The 17,812-nt window shown below is 73.3% G+C and carries 15 protein-coding genes and 1 pseudogene; 9 read left to right on the top strand and 7 right to left on the bottom strand.

Annotated features, from left to right (window positions below; translation table 11 throughout):
* The first annotated feature begins 10 nt into the window (after window positions 1-10).
* Together AWC30_RS02490 and AWC30_RS02495 are read left to right on the top strand one after the other, a co-directional pair.
* A complete protein-coding gene (locus AWC30_RS02490; protein WP_085108379.1) occupies window positions 11-799 on the top strand; it encodes an enoyl-CoA hydratase/isomerase family protein in 789 nt (262 codons plus the stop codon).
* On the top strand, window positions 796-1,332 hold the full coding sequence (locus tag AWC30_RS02495; protein ID WP_085108382.1) for a DUF488 domain-containing protein: 537 nt from the start codon (window positions 796-798) through the stop codon (window positions 1,330-1,332). Before AWC30_RS02490 ends, AWC30_RS02495 begins: the two co-directional genes overlap by 4 nt.
* Here AWC30_RS02495 and AWC30_RS02500 read toward each other — a convergent pair.
* On the bottom strand, window positions 1,329-1,550 hold the full coding sequence (locus AWC30_RS02500; RefSeq protein WP_085108385.1) for a hypothetical protein: 222 nt from the start codon (window positions 1,548-1,550) through the stop codon (window positions 1,329-1,331). The genes AWC30_RS02495 and AWC30_RS02500 overlap by 4 nt on opposite strands.
* 68 nt (window positions 1,551-1,618) lie before the next feature.
* Here AWC30_RS02500 and AWC30_RS02505 point away from each other — a divergent pair, with 68 nt between their 5' ends.
* Window positions 1,619-2,056 (top strand): nitroreductase family deazaflavin-dependent oxidoreductase, encoded by a 438-nt coding sequence (locus tag AWC30_RS02505; protein WP_085108386.1) that lies wholly within the window; start codon window positions 1,619-1,621, stop codon window positions 2,054-2,056.
* Between the two features lie 28 nt (window positions 2,057-2,084).
* Window positions 2,085-3,368 (top strand): threonine ammonia-lyase IlvA, encoded by a 1,284-nt coding sequence (ilvA, locus tag AWC30_RS02510; protein ID WP_085108388.1) that lies wholly within the window; start codon window positions 2,085-2,087, stop codon window positions 3,366-3,368.
* Here ilvA and treZ read toward each other — a convergent pair.
* The 5 genes and pseudogenes from treZ to ripD form a co-directional block, all read right to left on the bottom strand.
* The gene (gene treZ / locus AWC30_RS02515) at window positions 3,356-5,089 is read right to left on the bottom strand and encodes a malto-oligosyltrehalose trehalohydrolase (protein ID WP_085108390.1); all 1,734 of its coding nucleotides are present in this window, start codon (window positions 5,087-5,089) and stop codon (window positions 3,356-3,358) included. The genes ilvA and treZ overlap by 13 nt on opposite strands.
* Window positions 5,082-7,352, bottom strand: coding sequence for a malto-oligosyltrehalose synthase (gene treY, locus AWC30_RS02520; protein WP_085108392.1), 2,271 nt, complete (start codon window positions 7,350-7,352; stop codon window positions 5,082-5,084). The genes treZ and treY overlap by 8 nt, the downstream gene beginning before the upstream one ends.
* 3 nt (window positions 7,353-7,355) lie before the next feature.
* The gene (gene glgX / locus AWC30_RS02525) at window positions 7,356-9,509 is read right to left on the bottom strand and encodes a glycogen debranching protein GlgX (protein ID WP_085108394.1); all 2,154 of its coding nucleotides are present in this window, start codon (window positions 9,507-9,509) and stop codon (window positions 7,356-7,358) included.
* A gap of 40 nt (window positions 9,510-9,549) precedes the next feature.
* Entirely contained in the window at window positions 9,550-11,724 is a 2,175-nt protein-coding gene (locus AWC30_RS02530) for an acetyltransferase SucT (RefSeq protein ID WP_085108396.1), read from the bottom strand.
* Between the two features lie 90 nt (window positions 11,725-11,814).
* Window positions 11,815-12,294: pseudogene (gene ripD, locus AWC30_RS02535) on the bottom strand (NlpC/P60 family peptidoglycan-binding protein RipD); the annotation flags it as partial.
* Between the two features lie 164 nt (window positions 12,295-12,458).
* Between ripD and AWC30_RS02540 the strand changes: the two are divergent.
* From AWC30_RS02540 to AWC30_RS02555, 4 genes are read left to right on the top strand one after another with little or no spacing between them, the layout of a single operon-like run.
* Entirely contained in the window at window positions 12,459-13,766 is a 1,308-nt protein-coding gene (locus AWC30_RS02540) for an adenosylmethionine--8-amino-7-oxononanoate transaminase (protein ID WP_085108400.1), read from the top strand.
* Between the two features lie 35 nt (window positions 13,767-13,801).
* Window positions 13,802-14,950 carry an 8-amino-7-oxononanoate synthase gene (locus AWC30_RS02545; protein ID WP_109561886.1) on the top strand — a complete coding sequence of 383 codons (1,149 nt, stop codon included), beginning with the start codon at window positions 13,802-13,804 and terminating at the stop codon, window positions 14,948-14,950.
* On the top strand, window positions 14,947-15,627 hold the full coding sequence (gene bioD / locus AWC30_RS02550; RefSeq protein ID WP_085108402.1) for a dethiobiotin synthase: 681 nt from the start codon (window positions 14,947-14,949) through the stop codon (window positions 15,625-15,627). Before AWC30_RS02545 ends, bioD begins: the two co-directional genes overlap by 4 nt.
* A gap of 4 nt (window positions 15,628-15,631) precedes the next feature.
* Window positions 15,632-16,144, top strand: coding sequence for a 2'-5' RNA ligase family protein (locus AWC30_RS02555; RefSeq protein ID WP_085108404.1), 513 nt, complete (start codon window positions 15,632-15,634; stop codon window positions 16,142-16,144).
* Here AWC30_RS02555 and AWC30_RS02560 read toward each other — a convergent pair.
* A complete protein-coding gene (locus tag AWC30_RS02560; RefSeq protein ID WP_085108405.1) occupies window positions 16,137-16,733 on the bottom strand; it encodes a TetR/AcrR family transcriptional regulator C-terminal domain-containing protein in 597 nt (198 codons plus the stop codon). The genes AWC30_RS02555 and AWC30_RS02560 overlap by 8 nt on opposite strands.
* Window positions 16,734-16,772: 39 nt before the next feature.
* On the opposite strand from AWC30_RS02560, the gene bioB reads away from it, so the two are divergent.
* Window positions 16,773-17,804 (top strand): biotin synthase BioB, encoded by a 1,032-nt coding sequence (gene bioB / locus AWC30_RS02565; RefSeq protein ID WP_109561887.1) that lies wholly within the window; start codon window positions 16,773-16,775, stop codon window positions 17,802-17,804.
* The last annotated feature ends 8 nt before the right edge of the window (window positions 17,805-17,812 follow it).

The following is a 17,812-nucleotide window of genomic DNA, read 5'->3' on the forward strand; positions in this document are numbered from 1 at the left end:
CGTCGGAGGTATGAAGAGGTTCAGCGCCACCACCTTGGAGGTGACCGCCGCCGGCCCGCGCGGCACCATCACCCTGAACCGGCCGGACAAGCTCAACCCGCTGAGCACCCGCACCCTGGGCGAGCTGGTCGAGGCGGCGCGCTGGTTCGACGGTCACCCGGCGGTGAAGGTGGTGACCATCGCCGGTGCGGGGCGGGCGTTCTCCGCCGGCGCCGACCTGGCCGACCTCGCCGATCCGGGCACCGACGCCGGGGCGTTGCGGGTCGCCGCCGACGCCGGCCGGCGGATGGCCGACGCGGTCGAGGCGATGAACGCGGTCACCGTGGCCCGGCTGCACGGGCACTGCGTCGGCGGGGGACTGGTGCTCGCCGCGGCGTGCGACCTGCGGATCGCCGCGGAGTCCACCCGGTTCTCCATCCCGGAGGTGGACCTGGGCATCCCGCTGGCCTGGGGCGGCATCCCGCGGCTGGTGCGCGAGATCGGCGCGGCCCGGACCAAGGAGCTGGTGCTGACCTGCCGGCCGTTCGACGCCGCCGAGGCGCTGAGCCTGGGACTGCTCAACCGGGTGGTGCCCGAAGCCGAGCTGGACGCCGCGGTCGAGGAGATGGTGGCCGCGCTGGTCACCAAGTCGGCGTTGACGCTGACCGCCACCAAGCGGCACACCAACGCGGTGACCGCGCAGATGGTCGGCACGGCCCGGTCCTGGAGCGACGCCGACACCCTGGTCACCGCGGTGCACGATCCGGAGTCCCGCCGCGCGGCGGCCGACTACCTGGCCCGGGTGAGGAAGCGGTCATGACCCCCGAGGTGGTCACGTTCGGGCACGGCACCGCCGACGCCGACGAGATCACCGCCCTGCTGCGCGGCGCGCAGGTGTCCCGGCTGGTCGACGTGCGCACCGCGCCGGGGAGCAGGCACAACCCCGACACCATGCGTGAGGCGATGGCCGACTGGCTGCCCGCCGCCGGGATCGGCTACCGCTGGGAGCCGCGGCTGGGCGGGTGGCGCCGCGACGCGCAGGACGCGGTGGACACCGAGCTGCGCAACCGGTCGTTTCGGGCCTACGCCGCCCACATGCGCACCCCGGAGTTCCGGGCCGCGATCGAGGAGCTGCTGGCCGGCGCGGCCGAGGGGCGCACCGCGATCATGTGCGGGGAGACGGTGTGGTGGCGGTGTCACCGCAAGCTGGTCGCGGACTATCTGACGCTGGTGCGCGGGCTGTCGGTACGGCACCTGATGCACGACGGGAAACTGCGCGAGCACCGGCCGACCGCGGAGGCGCGGGTGGTCGACGACGCGCTGGTCTACGACGCGGTCGCCGAACCGTCCTAGCGCCGGTCGGCGCCGAGTGCGGCGCCGGTCAGCCAGATCGCGGTGGCCGCCGCGGCCCCGGAGAGCACCGCGGTGGCCGGGGTCGCGCCGGCGGCGACGAACACCAGCAGGATGAGCAGGCCGGCGGCCAGCGCGGCCAGTTTGTACACCGGCCACGGCACCCCCGCGATCGAGACGTGCTCGCCCAGTCGGGCGCGGGCCTCGGTCACGGTGGTCATGGGTCAACGATAACTCGTAACCGGAATTTCGGCCAGCCGAAACCTTCGGCGCGGCTAGGCTGGTCGGCATGCCGCTATCCGGAGAGTACGCACCCGGCACCTTGGACTGGTCCCGGGAGAACGCCGAGAAGATCATGGCCTCCGGCGGCACCGAGGGCACCGAGCTCAAGGGCCGCCCGGTGGTGCTGCTGACCAGCGTCGGCGCCAAGACCGGCAAGCTGCGCAAGACCCCGCTGATGCGGGTCGAGCACGACGGCGAATACGCCGTCGTCGCCTCGCTGGGCGGGGCCCCCAAACACCCGGTCTGGTACCACAACGTCACCGCGAACCCCCGGGTGGAGCTGCAGGACGGCACCGTCGTCGGCGACTACGACGCCCGGGAGGTGTTCGGCGAGGAGAAGGCGCTGTGGTGGGAGCGGGCCGTGGCGGCCTGGCCCGCCTACGCCGACTACCAAGCCAAAACCGACCGGCAGATCCCGGTTTTTGTGCTCACCCCGGTGCGCTGACCGAACCGCTCAGTGGCACCATTGACCGGTGTCCGCCGCACCGACCTCGCCGCCCCCGCCGGCCGCCCCGCTGTCGGCGGCCGACGTCGACGCGGCCGCGGCGCGGCTCAACGACGTCGTCCTGCGCACCCCGCTGCAACACAGTGACCGGCTGTCCGCGGCCACCGGCGCCGAGGTCTACCTCAAGCGGGAGGATCTGCAGTCGGTGCGCTCCTACAAGCTGCGCGGCGCCTACAACCTGCTGGTCCAGCTCACCGCGGCGGAGACCGCGGCCGGGGTGGTGTGCTCCTCGGCGGGCAACCACGCGCAGGGCTTCGCCTACGCCTGCCGGGCGCTGGGCATCCGCGGCCGCATCTACGTGCCGGGCAAGACGCCGAAGCAGAAGCGGGACCGGATCCGCTACCACGGCGGGGACTGCATCGAGCTGATCGTCGGCGGCGCCACCTACGACCAGGCCGCCGATGCCGCGCGCGCCGACGTGGAGCGCACCGGCGCCACCCTGGTGCCGCCGTACGACGACCCGCGGACGATGGCCGGGCAGGGCACCATCGCCGCCGAACTGCTCACCCAGCTCGACACCGAACCCGACCTGGTGGCGGTGCCGGTCGGCGGGGGTGGCTGCATCGCCGGGATCACCACCTACCTGGCCGAGCGGACCGAGAACACCGCGGTGCTCGGCGTCGAGCCGGGCGGGGCGGCCTCGATGATGGCGGCGCTGGCCGCCGGCGGCCCGGTCACCCTGGACCGGGTCGACCAGTTCGTCGACGGCGCCGCGGTCAACCGGGCCGGCACGCTGACCTATGCCGCGCTGGCCGCCGCCGGTGACATGGTGTCGCTGACCACGGTGGACGAGGGCGCGGTGTGTACCGCGATGCTCGACCTGTACCAGAACGAGGGCATCGTCGCCGAGCCGGCCGGGGCGCTGTCGGTGGCCGGGCTGCTCGAAGCCGACCTCGAGCCCGGCTCGACGGTGGTCGCGCTGATCTCCGGCGGCAACAACGACGTGTCCCGGTACGGGGAGATCCTGGAACGCTCGCTGGTGCACCTGGGCCTCAAACACTATTTCCTGGTGGACTTCCCGCAGGAGCCCGGCGCGCTGCGCCGGTTCCTCGACGAGGTGCTCGGACCCGACGACGACATCACCCTGTTCGAGTACGTCAAGCGCAACAACCGGGAGACCGGGGCGGCGCTGGTCGGGGTGGAACTCGGGTCCGCCGCCGGCCTCGACGGGCTGCTGGCCCGGATGCGGGCCTCCCAGCTGCACGTCGAACGCCTGGAGCCGGGGTCACCGGCCTACCGCTACCTGACCTGATCGCGGCGCAGCACCGCGACCGAGTGGCCGGGCACCACGGTGCCGCCCGCGGCGGCCACCGGCGGTTCCCAGCCCAGCACGGTCGTCCCGGTCACCGGCACCGTCGCCGGCTCGGCGCCGAGGTTGACCGCCACCGCGAGTGCGCCGCGGTGCACCACCAGCCAGCGTCGCTGCTCGTCGTGGTCGATGCGCAGCGCCGGCAGCCACGGGTCGGCCAGGTCCGGTTCGGTGCGCCGCAGCCCGACCAGGTCCCGGTAGAACCGGTGCAGCCGGGCGTGTTCGCCGCGGCCGACCTCCGCCCAGTCCAGTTTCGAGCGGGTGAAGGTGGCCGGGTCCTGCGGGTCGGGGATCTGCTCGGCGGGCCAGCCGTGGTCGGCGAATTCGCGGCGGCGGCCCTCGACGGTCGCGCGGGCCAGCTCCGGCTCCGGATGGGAGCTGAAGAACTGGAACGGGGTGCTCGCGCCCCACTCCTCGCCCATGAACAGCATCGCGGTGTAGGGCGACAGCAGCACCAGCGCGGCCTTGACCGCCAGCTGCCCGGCGGTCAGGTAGGCCGACGGCCGGTCGCCGACGGCGCGGTTGCCGACCTGGTCGTGGGTGCAGGTGTAGGCCAGCAGCGCGGTGGCCGGGATGGTCTCGGTGTCCAGCGGCCTGCCGTGGCGGCGCCGCCGGAACGACGAGTAGGTCCCGGCGTGGTGGAAGCCGTGCCGCAGCGTCTGGGCCAGCGTGGCCAGCGACCCGAAGTCGGCGTAGTAGCCCTGCCGCTCCCCGGAGACCGCGGCGTGGATCGCGTGGTGGATGTCGTCGTCCCACTGCGCGGTCAGCCCGTAGCCGTGGGCGGCCCGGGGGGTGATCAGCCGGGGATTGTTCTGGTCGCTCTCGGCGACCAGTGCCAGCGGCCGGCCGAGTTGTTCGGCGAGCCGGTCGGTGTGGCAGGCCAGTTCCTCGAGCAGGTCCACCGCGGTGGTGTCGACCAGGGCGTGCACGGCGTCGAGCCGCAGTCCGTCGGCGTGGAAGTCGCGCATCCAGCGCAGCGCGCTGTCGATGATGTGGCGGCGCACCTCATCGGAGTCCGGTCCGGCGATGTTCATCCCTGCGCCCCAGGGGCTTTCGGCGGCCGAGAAGTAGGGGCCGAACCGGGGCAGGTAGTTGCCGGACGGGCCCAGGTGGTTGTAGACGGCGTCGATGAGCACGCCCAGCCCGCGGGCGTGGCAGGCGTCGACGAAGCGGACCAGCCCGTCGGGGCCGCCGTAGGGTTCGTGCACGGCGTACCAGCCCACCCCGTCGTAGCCCCAGCCCCGGTCCCCGGCGAACGCGTTCACCGGCATCAGTTCGACGAAGTCGACGCCGAGGTCCACCAGGTGGCCCAGCCGGTCGATCGCGGCGTCGAAGGTGCCGGCCGCGGTGAAGGCGCCCACGTGCAGTTCGTAGACGACCGCGCCGCGCAGCGGCCGGGCCGCCCACCCGGTGTCGGTCCAGTCCGCCGCGGCCGGGTCCCACAGCTGGGAGCGGGCGTGCACCCCGTCGGGCTGGCGCGCGGAGCGCGGGTCGGGCAGCACCTGCGGGTCGTCGTCGAGCAGGAAGCCGTAGCGCGCGTCGGGGGCGGTGTCCAGCCGGGTGCGCCACCAGCCGTCCTCGCCGCGGGACATCGGGTGCCGCCGGCCCTCGACGTCGAGGGCCACCGTGGCGGGCAGCGGCGCCCAGACGCCGAACTCAGTCATCGCCGCGCTCCAGCAGCGCCACCCCGAGTTCGCCGAGCAACGCCCCCGCCGCAGTCACCCCGGCGTGTTCGGCGCCGGTGAGCACGTCGGTCCACCTGCCCGCGGGCAGGCTCAGAGTGGTGTCGCCCCAGCCGGTTTCGGCCAGCGCCACGGTGTGGCGGGTGACCGCCACCAGCACGTCGGTGCCGCGGCCGAAGGCCAGCAGGTGCCCGGCGGCGGCGCCGGCGGCCGGCATCGGGGTGTAGCAGCCGGTCAGGAAGGAGTCGGGGCGCGCGCGGCGCAGCCGCAGCGCCGCGGTGACCACCCGCAGCTTGGGGTGGGCGCCGCGGGCCAACTCGGCACGGCGTAGCGCGTAGTCGACCGGGCGGCGGTTGTCCGGGTCGACGAGGCTGTCCTCCCACAGTTCGGTGCCCTGGTAGACGTCGGGGACACCGGGCACGGTGAGCGCGAGCAGTTTCTGGCCCAGCGCGTCGGCGCGGGCGTGCGGGTCGATCTCGCCGACCAGTTCGGTCAGCTCGCCGGTCAGCGGCCCGTCGAGCACCCGGTCCAGCCAGTCGTGCACGGCGGTTTCGAAGGGCTCGTCGGGTTGCGCCCAGCCGGTGCGGCTGCCGGCCTCGCGCAGCGCCTTCTCGGTGTAGGCGTGCAGTCGCGCGGCGAGGGCGGCATCCGGGGGACCGTCGACCGGCCAAACCCCGATGATGTTCTGCCACAAGAACATCCCGGTTGCGGCGTCCGGGCAGGGCAGGCGGTGCTGCCAGTCGGCGACGGTGCGCGCCCAGCGTTCACCGAGCTGGGAGAGCACCCCGATGCGGGCCCGCACGTCCTCGCCGCGCTTGGTGTCGTGGGTGCTCAGCGCGGTCATCGCCTGCGGCCAGTCCCGGGCACGGACGGTGTTGGCGTGGTGGAACTCCGCGGCACCGACCCCGAACCGGCCCGGGTCGCCACCCACCTCGTTGAGGCTGACCAGCCGGGCGTCCCGGTAGAACAGCCGGTCCTCGACGGCCTTGGCGGTGGCCGCACCGCAGAGCTGCTGCAGCCGGGCGGCGGCGCCCGCGTCGACGGCCAGGGCGGTGGCCACCAGCTGCAGCGGGACCGCCAGCTCCGGGCGGTCGGCCTCGACCGCGGCCAGCGCGGTGGGCAGCAGCGCCGCCAGCGCCGGGTAGTCGCAGCGGTAGACCCCGATGGCGCCGACCAGCGCGGCCAGCGCGTCGGGCAGCAGCGCATGGTCACCGCCCGCGGCCGCGGCGACCTGCCTGCACAGCCGGCCCAGGTCGGCGCCCAGGGTGTCGGTGACCGCGGCGGTCTTCAGCGCGGCCTCCCCGTCGCCGGGCCCGGCGCGGCCGGGAAGTGCGGCGGCGCCGGCCGGGTCGACGAACACCCCGCCGAGCAGGCGCAGCGCGTCGTAGCCGGTGGTGCCGGCGACCGGCAGGGTCGGTTCCAGCGCCTCGTCGGCGGCCAGGATCTTCTCGATCACGATCCAGGCGTCGGGGCCGGTCAGGGTGCGCAGCCGGTGCAGGTAGCCGGCCGGGTCGGCCAGCCCGTCGGGGTGGTCGATGCGCAGCCCGTCGACCAGGCCCTCGGCGAACCAGCGGGCGATCTCGGGGTGGGAGGCGGTGAACACGTCGGGGTCCTCCTGGCGCAGCGCCGCCAGTTCGGTGATCGCGAAGAACCGCCGGTAGCCGCACGCGCCGGACCGCCAGCCCCGCAGCCGGTAGTGCTGGCGGTCGTGGACCGCGGTCGCCGCGCCGTCGCCGGTGCCCGGTGCGATCGGCCAGGCCAGGTCGCCGAGCCGCAACCGGTCACCGGCCACGGTGAGGTCGGCGACGTCCTCGTCGGCGCCGAGCACCGGCAGCACCACCCGGTCGTCGGGATCCCAGTCGATGTCGAAGAAGTGCGCGTAGCGGGAGGCCCGGCCGTGCCGCAGCACGTCCCACCACCACCGGTTCTGCTCCGGGCGGGCCACCCCGACGTGGTTGGGGACGATGTCGACGATCAGGCCCATGCCGCGTTCGGCGGCGGCCGCCGACAGCCGGGCCAGGCCCGCAGCGCCGCCGAGTTCGGCGGAGACCGTGGTCGGGTCGGTGACGTCGTAGCCGTGGCTGGAGCCGTGCACCGCGGTCAGGACGGGGGACAGGTACAGGTGGGAGACGCCGAGCTCATCGAGGTAGTCGAGCAGGCGCTCGGCGTCGGCGAAGGTGAACGACGCGCCGCTGGCCGGCCCGCGCAGCTGCAACCGGTAGGTGGCGAGCACCGGGCCGGGCACGGCTCACCGGGCCTTGCGCAGGATCAGCACCGACCGGCCCGGCACCGAGTGCGGCTGACCGGCGGTCAGCACCAGGTCGGTGGCGCCGGTGGGGTCGGTGGTGTCGATCGCGGCGGCCCATTCGGCGGCGTAGTCGCCGTCGGGGGGCACGAAGTCCACCGCCTGGTCGTGGGCGTTGAAACAGAGCAGGAACGAGTCGTCCACCACGCGTTGGCCGCGGGCGTCCGGCTCGGGGATCGCCTCGCCGTTGAGGAAGACCATCACGCACTTGCCGAAGTCGGTGTCCCAGTCCTGCTGGGTCATCTCCTGGCCGGCCGGGGTCAGCCAGGCGATGTCGCGGGTCTGGGCGCCGCTGCGGATGGGCCGGCCCTGGAAGAAGCGCCGCCGCCGCAGCACCGGGTGGTCGCGGCGCAGCGCGGTGACCCGGCGGGTGAACGCCAGCAGGTCGGCGTTGCGTTCGACCAGGGTCCAGTCCATCCAGGACAGCTCGTTGTCCTGGCAGTAGACGTTGTTGTTGCCCGACTGGGTGCGGCCGATCTCGTCGCCGTGGGCGATCATCGGGGTGCCCTGGGAGACCATCAGGGTGGCCAGGATGTTGCGGCGCTGCCTGCCGCGCAGTTCGACGATCTCCGGGTCATCGGTGGGGCCCTCCACCCCGCAGTTCCAGGACCGGTTGTAGCTCTCGCCGTCCTGGTTGTCCTCGCCGTTGGCGTCGTTGTGCTTGTCGTTGTAGGACACCAGGTCGGTCAGGGTGAACCCGTCGTGGCAGGTGACGAAGTTGATGCTGGCGCTGGGCCGCCGGCCGGTCGCCTCGTACAGGTCCGAGGAGCCGGTGAGCCGGGAGGCGAACTCGCCGAGGGTCTCCGGTTCGCCGCGCCAGTAGTCGCGCACGGTGTCGCGGTACTTGCCGTTCCATTCCGTCCACAGGCCGGGGAAGTTGCCGACCTGGTAGCCGCCCTCGCCGACGTCCCACGGCTCGGCGATCAGCTTGACCTGGCTGACCACCGGGTCCTGCTGCACCAGGTCGAAGAAGGCGGACAGTCGGTCCACGTCGTGCAGTTCCCGGGCCAGGGTGGAGGCCAGATCGAAGCGGAAGCCGTCGACGTGCATCTCGGTCACCCAGTAGCGCAGCGAGTCCATGATCAGTTGCAGGGTGTGCGGGTTGCGGGCGTTGAGGCTGTTGCCGGTTCCGGTGTAGTCGGTGTAGTAGCGCGGGTCCTCGTCGAGGCGGTAGTAGGCGGCGTTGTCGATGCCGCGGAAGTTGATCGTCGGGCCCAGGTGGTTGCCTTCGGCGGTGTGGTTGTAGACCACGTCGAGGATCACCTCGATCCCGGCCTCGTGGAAGGCGCGGACCATCGCCTTGAACTCCGCGACCGCGCCGCCCGCGCTGGTGTTGGCGGCGTAGCCCTGGTGCGGGGCGAAGAACCCGAATGTGTTGTAGCCCCAGTAGTTCCGCAGTCCCATGTCCAGCAGCCGGCTGTCGTGCATGAACTGGTGCACCGGCATCAGTTCGATCGCGGTGACGCTCAGCTCCTGCAGGTGCTCGATGATCGCCGGGTGGGCCAGCCCGGCGTAGGTGCCGCGCAGCTCCTCCGGGATGCCCGGATGGGTCTGGGTCATGCCCTTGACGTGGGCCTCGTAGATGACGGTCTCGTGGTAGGGGGTGCGCGGGGCGCGGTCGGCGGCCCAGTCGAAGAACGGGTTGATCACCACGCTGGTCATGGTGTGGCCCAGTGAGTCGATCATCGGCGGCGTGCCGGCGTCGCCGGGGTCGTCGGCGGCGGCCGCCATGTCGTAGGAGAACAGCGCGGGCCCGAAGGTGAAGTCGCCGTGGAAGGCCTTGCCGTAGGGGTCCAGCAGCAGCTTGCTGGGGTCGCAGCGGTGGCCTGCGGCCGGGTCGAACTCGCCGTGCACCCGGTAGCCGTAGCGCTGGCCGGGGCCGACCGTCGGCAGGTAGGCGTGCCAGACGTAGCCGTCGACCTCGTCGAGGTTGATCCGGGTCTCGGTGCCGTCGCGGGCGATCAGGCACAGCTCCACCCGCTCGGCGATCTCGGAGAACAGCGCGAAGTTGGTGCCCGCGCCGTCGTAGGTGGCCCCGAGCGGGTAGCGGGCCCCCGGCCACACGGCGGTCTGATGCGGCGGTGCGGCTGCGGTCATCAATCGAGCCTATCGGTGCCGGCGCCGATCGCGCCGCCGCTCACCACCAGCCGGTGGCGGCGGCGAGTTGTCGGCCCAGCTCACCGGCCATGGTGCGCATGTAGGTGGCGGACAGGTGGTGGGAGTCGTGGTAGACCATCACGTTGCCCTCCACCGCGCGGCAGGTGTCGGCCCGGCAGACCGCGTTGGTCATGTCCAGCGGTTTGAGGACCGGGAAGCGGTCCACGAACTCCAGCGTGGGGTTGGTGTCGGCGAGCAGTTCGGAACGGTCCCCGCCGCAGGAGACCGCGGTGCCGCCCTTGGCCAGGCAGTCGGCGGGCACCACCGCTTTGCCGTCGGACACCAGCCACGGGGTGTCGCGCATGGCCAGCACCGGGATGTCGTTGTCCTGGAAGGTCTGCCAGATGCCGACGTAGGTGCCCGGCATCACGTCGCCGGGTTTGATGTTCCACGGCCGGGTGGAGGTGGTGAACACGTAGTCGGGCCGGTCGGCGACGAGTTTGGCCATGGTGCGCTGCACCCAGTCGTGGCACTCCGGGTAGGTGGCGTTGGAGCCCATGATGCGCGGCATCCGCTCGGTGGACAGCGGGCAGCCCATCTTCAGGTAGGTGACCACCTTGAACCCGTGCTGGCGGCCGAGGATGTCCAGCGCGGTCAGCCAGTGCTCGGCGTGTGAGCCGCCGGCCAGCGCGATCGTGCGCTCGGCGTCCTGGTCGCCGTAGCTGCAGTTGATGATGGCCGGGTTCTTGAAGTTGCTGATGCAGCCGTCGACGGTCGAGGCGGGCAGGTCCTTCTTGGCCTCCAGCACGGTGGGGCGCATCCGCAGCTTGGGCACCCGGACGTGGTTGAGCAGGGCGCGGGCGCCGGGGTAGTCCCGCGCGCTCAGCCCGGCCAGCTCCTTGCCGCTGGAGCGCTGCACGGTGACGTGCTCGCGCCAGGTGAACGAGGTCGCGGTGAGGGTGACCCCCAGCAGCGCGACCGCCGAGCCCAGCACGATCGTCGGCCTGCGCATCCGGGTGCGCCACGGCACGGTGTGCACCGCCGGGGCGGGCGCGTTCTTGCGCACCCGCAGCGGCTCCTCGACGAAGCGCATGGTCAGGTAGGCCAGCACCCCGGAGACCAGCAGCACCGCGGTGCCCTCCAGGAAGGTGGCGTGCCGGTGGCCGGTGTAGGCCAGCCAGAAGATCAGCAGCGGCCAGTGCCACAGGTACAGCGAGTAGGCCATCGAGCCCAGGGTGAACAGCGGTTTGATCGACAGCATCCGGTTCGGCCACGGCATCCGGCCGCTGGGGGTGGCCGACAGGTTCGCGCCGGCCAGGATGAACAGCACCGTCGCCCCGACCGGGACCAGCGCCCACGGACCGGGGAACTCGTTGACCCCGTCGATGAGCGCGCCGCAGGACAGGATCGCCGCCAGCGCGGCGGTGGCCACCAGCGTGCGCAGCCACATCGGCCAGCGGATGTAGCCGACCAGGGCGCCGGCCAGCGCCCCGATCAGCAGTTCCCAGCCGCGCGCGAAGCTGTTGTAGTAGGCCAGCGCCGGGTTGTCCTGGTGGACGATGATCGCGTAGACGAACGAGGCGATGGTCAGCCCGGTCAGCAGCACCACGAACACCGGCCGCAGCGCCGGCCCGAGCCGGCGGCGCCCCAGGAAGGCCAGCCCGAAGATCAGCAGCAGAAACGACAGGTAGAACTGGCCCTGCACCGACATCGACCAGATGTGCTGCAGCGGGCTGACAGCCTCACCGGCGCGCAGGTAGTCCGCGGCGGTGTTGGCCAGCTCCCAGTTCTGGTAGTAGCCCAGGCTGGCCAGGCTCTGGTTGGCGAACGCCTCCCAGCGGGTCTGCGGCTGGACCAGGATGGTCAGCACCGCACCCGCGGCGAGCACCACCACCAGCGCCGGAAGCAGCCGGCGCACCAGCCGGGTGATCTGTGGCCACAGCGCCAGCGGGGCGGCCGGGTTGAGCGCGGCGCGCAGCAGTTTCCCGCCGAAGAAGAAGCCGGACAGCGCCAGGAACACGTCGACGCCGCCGGAGACCCGGCCGAACCAGACGTGGAACATCGCCACCAGCGCGATCGCGATGCCGCGCAGCCCGTCGAGGTCGTGCCGGTAGAACCCGGAGGTGCGGCTGCCCATCTCCGGTGCGCGCGCGGCACCGCGAGCAGCGGTGATCGGGGGCGAGGCAGCGGGGATCGGCCGGGACAGGGTCAACATGATCGATCAGACAATCTACCGAATCATGGCGAACCTGCCGCATCGCGCGCACGCGGGCGGCGCGCCGGGCGCCCCCGGCGGTCAGGAATCCAGGATGCGCACCAGATACGGCGCCATCTCCGCGGAGCGCACCGGGGCGACGGTGACCGCCGAGGAGACCTCCAGCATCTGCTGGTTGCCCAGGTAGAGCGCGACGCTCTGGGTGCCGTTGGGTCCGTAGAAGATGAGGTCGCCGCGCTGGGCCTGGGCGGGCAGCACCTTGCGGCCCACCTGGTACTGGGTGGCCGAGGAGCGGGGCAGCTTGATGCCGGCGCCGGCGAACGCGTACTGGGTCAGCCCGGAGGCGTCGAAGCCGACCACGTGGAGGTAGCGGCCGGTGCCGTGGGTGGGCCCGCCGACACCGCCGCCGCCGTAGGAGAACGGCACGCCGCGCTGGGACAGCCCGCGGGCGATGACGTAGTCGATCATCGAGCCGTTGCCCGGCGCGGTGGCCCCCGGCAGCGCCGAGGCCACTCCGGGCGTGGCCACCGCCAGCATCAGGCCGATCAGGAGGGCGGTGAGGCGTTTCATCGGTCGATCCGTTCTCTCAAATAACACAGGTCACTACCGTCACTTCTACAACACGGGCGGGGGAGTCTGCCAGTGCGCGGACGCTTTGTGCAGCAGAATTCGTCGTACCGTGACCCGACGGTGACCCGCCCGGGCCCGGACGGCCTGCACTACCCTCGGTGCTCGTGCCCGCGCCGCCTTCCTCCCTCAGCCCGGCACAGATCAGCGCCCTGGACGCGGCGCACCTGTGGCACCCCTACAGCACCATCGGCGTCGCAGGGTCGGCCGCCCCGCTGGTGGCGGTGGCGGCCCGCGGTCCCTGGCTGACCCTGATCCGCGACGACGAACCGGTGCGCGTGCTCGACGGCATGAGCTCGTGGTGGACCGCGGTGCACGGCCACGGCCACCCGGTGCTCGACGCCGCCCTCACCCGCCAGCTCGGGGTGATGAACCACGTCATGTTCGGCGGGCTCACCCACGAGCCCGCCGCCCGGCTGGCGCAGCTGCTGGTCGAGATCACCCCGGCCGGGCTGGACACCGTGTTCTTCTCCGACTCCGGCTCGGTGTCGGTGGAGGTCGCGGTGAAGATGGCGCTGCAGTACCAGCGGGCCCGTGGCCGGCCGGCCAAACACCGGCTGATGACCTGGCGCGGCGGCTACCACGGCGACACCTTCACCCCGATGAGCATCTGCGACCCCGACGGCGGCATGCACTCGCTGTGGACCGACATCCTGGCCCGCCAGCTCTTCGCCCCCGCGGTGCCGGCCGGCTACGACCCGGACTACAGCGCCGCGTTCGAGGCCCAGCTCGCCGGCCACGCCGACGAACTGGCCGCGGTGGTCGTCGAACCGGTGGTGCAGGGTGCCGGCGGCATGCGCTTCCACGACCCGCGCTACCTGGCCGACCTGCGCGCGATCTGCGACCGGCACGGCGTGCTGCTGGTCTTCGACGAGATCGCCACCGGGTTCGGCCGCACCGGGGAACTGTTCGCCGCCGACCACGCCGGGGTCAGCCCGGACATCATGTGCGTGGGCAAGGCCCTGACCGGCGGCTACCTGAGCATGGCCGCCACCCTGTGCAGCGCCGAGATCGCGGCCACGATCAGCGCCGGGGAGGCAGGCGCGCTGATGCACGGGCCGACGTTCATGGCCAACCCGCTGGCCTGCGCGGTGTCGGTGGCCAGTGTGGAACTGCTGCTCGAACGCGACTGGCGCGCCGAGGTGGCCGCCATCGGCACCGGGCTGCGCGCCGCGCTGGCCCCGGCCTCGGCGCTGCCCGCCGTCACCGACGTGCGGGTGCTCGGCGGCATCGGGGTGATCGAGACCCGCGAGCCGGTGGACCTGCCCACCGCCACCGCCGCGGCCCTCGACGCCGGGGTCTGGCTGCGCCCGTTCCGCAACCTGATCTACGCGATGCCGCCCTACATCTGCAGCCGCGACGAGATCGCCGCGATCGGTGCGGCCATGGTCGCCGCCGCCGGTGCACTAGCCTGAACGGTGTTCAAGCGGCACCGGCGGAGGAGCATCGGGTGAGGAGTACGGGGGTGTCCCCGCTGGCCTGGCTGGCCGACGTGGCCCAGCAGCGCCGCGCCGCCGGGCTGCGCCGCACCCTGCGCGCCCGCCCGCCGGTCACCGCCGAGCTGGACCTGGCCTCCAACGACTACCTGGGCCTGGCCACCCACCCGGCGGTCATCGACGCCGGGGTGGCCGCGCTGCGGACCTGGGGGGCCGGGGCGGGCGGCTCGCGGCTGGTCACCGGCACCACCGAACTGCACGAGGATTTCGAACGCCGGCTCGCCGAATTCGTCGGCGCCCCCGCCGCTTTGGTGTTCTCCTCCGGCTACGCCGCCAACCTGGGCGCGGTGGTGGCCCTGACCGGCCCGGGCGCGCTGCTGGTCTCCGACGCCGCCAGCCACGCCTCGCTGGTGGACGCCTGCCGGCTGTCCCGGGCCCGGGTGACGGTGACCGCCCACCGCGACGTCGACGCGGTGGCCGCCGCGCTGGCCGGCCGCACCGAGGACCGCGCGGTGGTGATCACCGAGTCGGTGTTCTCCGCCGACGGGGCGCTGGCCCCGCTGCGCGACCTGCACGCGGTGTGCCGCCGGTACGGCGCGCTGCTGCTGGTCGACGAGGCCCACGGGCTCGGGGTGCGCGGCCCGGGCGGGCGCGGCCTGCTCGCCGAGGTGGGCCTGGCCGACGCCCCCGACGTGGTGATGACCGCCACCCTGTCCAAGGCGCTGGGCAGCCAGGGCGGGGCCGTGCTGGGCCCGGTCGCGGTGCGCGAGCACCTCATCGACGCCGCTCGCAGCTTCATCTTCGACACCGCGCTGGCCCCGGCCGCGGTCGGCGCCGCCGACGCGGCACTGGCGCAGCTGATCGCCCGGCCCGAGCTGCCCGCCGCGGTGCTGCGCAACGCCGGGCTGCTGGCCGGCTACTGCGGGGTGCCCGACCCGCCGGACTCAGCAGTGGTCTCGGTGATCCTCGGTGAGCCGGAGGTGGCGGTGGCCGCCGCGGCGGCCTGCCACGACGCCGGGGTGCGGGTGGGCTGCTTCCGGCCGCCCACCGTGCCGGCCGGCACCTCCCGGCTGCGGCTGACCGCCCGCGCCTCGCTCGACGAGACCGACCTGGAGGTGGCCCGCCGGGTCCTGCGCGGCGTGCTGGCCGGGGCCCGCCGGTGAGCCTGCTGTTCGTCACCGGCACCAACACCGGCGTGGGCAAGACGGTGGCGACCGCGGCGCTGGCCTGCCACGCCCGGCTGGCCGGGCTGGACGTGGCGGTGGCCAAACCGGTGCAGACCGGCACCGACGCCGGCGACGACGACTTGGCCGAGGTCGCCCGGCTGGCCGGGGTCACCGCGCTGGCCGGGTTGGCCCGCTACCCGCGGCCGCTGGCCCCGGCCGCCGCGGCCGCGCTGGCCGGCGACGAGCTGCCGAGCCGGGCCGGGCTGCGCGGATTCCTCGCCGGGCTCGACCGGCCGGGCCGGCTGACCCTGGTCGAGGGTGCCGGCGGGCTGCTGGTCGAACTCACCGCCGACGGCGCCACCGTGCGCGATCTCGCTGCCGACCTCGGCGCGCCGGTGCTGGTGGTGACCGGCGCCGAACTGGGCACCCTCAACCACACCGCGCTCACCCTGGAAGCCCTTGCCGCACAACGCGTCTCCTGCGCCGGGTTGGTGCTGGGCAGCTGGCCGGCCGACCCGGGCCCCGCCGCGATGTCCAACCGGGAGGTGCTGGCCGGCTACGCGCCGCTGCGCGCGGTGCTGCCCGCCGGAGCCGGCCTGCTGGCGCCGGCCGCGTTCGCCGCGCTCAGCGCCGACGCGTTCGCGCCCGGCTGGGTGGGCGGGCTGGCAGGCTGACCCGATGGCGCACTCGGTGGAGTTGCTCTTCGACCCGGCGACCGAGGCGCGGATCCGGGAACTGTGGGCGGCGCTGACCGAGGCCGGGCTGGCCGCCCCGCCGCAGACGGCGCGCCCGCACGTCACGCTCACCGTCGCCGAGCACCTCGACCCGGGCGTCGACGCGGCGCTCGGCGAGGTGGCGGCGCGGCTGCCACTGCCCGCCCGGATCGGGGCGCCGCTGCTGTTCGGCCGGTCCCGGCTGGTGCTGGTGCGGCTGATCGTCCCGACCGCCGAACTGCTCGAGGTGCACGCGGCCACCGACCGGCTGGCCCGGCCGTACCTGCGCCCGGCCCCGATGCCCACCGCGGTGCCGGGGCGCTGGACGGCGCACACCACGCTGGCCCGCCGGGTCCGGCCCGACCGGCTGGCCGCGGCGCTGCCGATCGCCGCCCGGCCCGCGGAGCTGGCCGCGACCTTCACCGGGCTGCGCCGCTGGGACGGCGACCGCCGCGTCGAGTTCCCGGTGCCTAGCTGACCGGCACCCGGCGGTGGGCGGCCAGCCCGTCGATCACCAGGTTGAGCCCGAACGCGAACTGCCGGTCGGGGTCGGCGGCCGGGGCGGCCTGCGGCGGCAGCGCCGAGCCGGCGGCGTCCCACTGGCGGCGGGACTGTTCGTCGACGGTGAAGCCGAGCACGTAGTACAGGACGGTGCGGGCGGCCAGTTCGGCGTGGGCGGGGGAGAAGCCGGCGTCGGCGGCCGCGACGGCCAGCCGGTCCACCAGCTCGGTGACCGCGACGGACTGCCCGGCGGCGTGGCTGGCGGCCACCAGTTCGGCGCCGTCGGTGTGCGACAGCAGCGCGTCACGCAGCCGCAGGCACAGCACCTCGATCCGGTCCCGCCACCCGGCCGGGTCGGCGGTGTCGGCAACCGGGGCCAGCAGCCGGTCGGCGACCGCGCCGAGCAGCTGCTGCTTGCTGGCGAAATGCCAGTACAGGGCGCCGGGGGTCAGCGCGAGATCGCGGGCCAGCCGGCGCATGGTCAGGTCGGCGATGCCGTAGCGGTCCAGCAGCCCGGCGGCCGCGGCGACGATCTCGGACCGGGGGTCACGTTTGTGCACCTGCACACCGCTACCCTAACCTGAACACCGTTCAAGTCGAGCACGATCAAGGGAGCACGGGTGACGCAGGCGGCAATCGACAACTCCGACATCCTGGCGGTGGCCCGCGAACAGGTCCTCGAACGCGGCGAGGGCCTGAACAAGGACCAGGTGCTCGCGGTGCTGGAACTGCCCGAGGACCGGCTCGACGAGCTGCTGGAACTGGCCCACGAGGTGCGGATGCGCTGGAACGGCCCGGAGGTCGACGTCGAGGGCATCATCAGCCTCAAGACCGGCGGCTGCCCCGAGGACTGCCACTTCTGCTCGCAGTCCGGGCTGTTCGCCTCGCCGGTGCGCAGCGCCTGGCTCGACATCGACAACCTGGTGGAGTCGGCCAAGCAGACCGCCAAGAGCGGCGCCACCGAGTTCTGCATCGTGGCCGCGGTCCGCGGGCCCGACGAGCGGCTGATGTCCCAGCTGGCCGCGGGCATCGAGGCCATCCGCAGCGAGGTCGACATCCAGATCGCCGCGTCGCTGGGCATGCTCACCCAGGACCAGGTGAACCGGCTGGCCGAGATGGGCGTGCACCGCTACAACCACAACCTGGAGACCGCCCGCTCGCACTTCCCCAACGTGGTCACCACCCACACCTGGGAGGAGCGCTGGGAGACCCTGACGATGGTGCGCGACGCCGGCATCGAGATGTGCTGCGGCGGGATCCTCGGCATGGGCGAGACCCTCGAGCAGCGCGCCGAGTTCGCCGTCGAGCTCGCCGAGCTGAACCCCGACGAGGTGCCGCTGAACTTCCTCAACCCGCGCCCGGGCACCCCGCTGGCCGACGCCGAGCTGGTGCCGGTGGCCGAGGCGCTGACCGCCATCGCCGCGTTCCGGCTGGCGCTGCCGCGCACCATGCTGCGGTTCAGCGGCGGGCGGGAGATCACCCTGGGCGACCTGGGCGCCAAGCGCGGCCTGCTCGGCGGCATCAACGCGGTGATCGTCGGCAACTACCTGACCACGCTGGGCCGCTCCATCGACGACGACCTGGAAATGCTCGACGAGCTGCAGATGCCGCTCAAGGCGTTCAACGCCAGCCTGTGATGCACCGT

The organism is Mycolicibacillus trivialis, assembly GCF_002102395.1.
GTDB lineage: Bacteria > Actinomycetota > Actinomycetes > Mycobacteriales > Mycobacteriaceae > Mycobacterium > Mycobacterium triviale.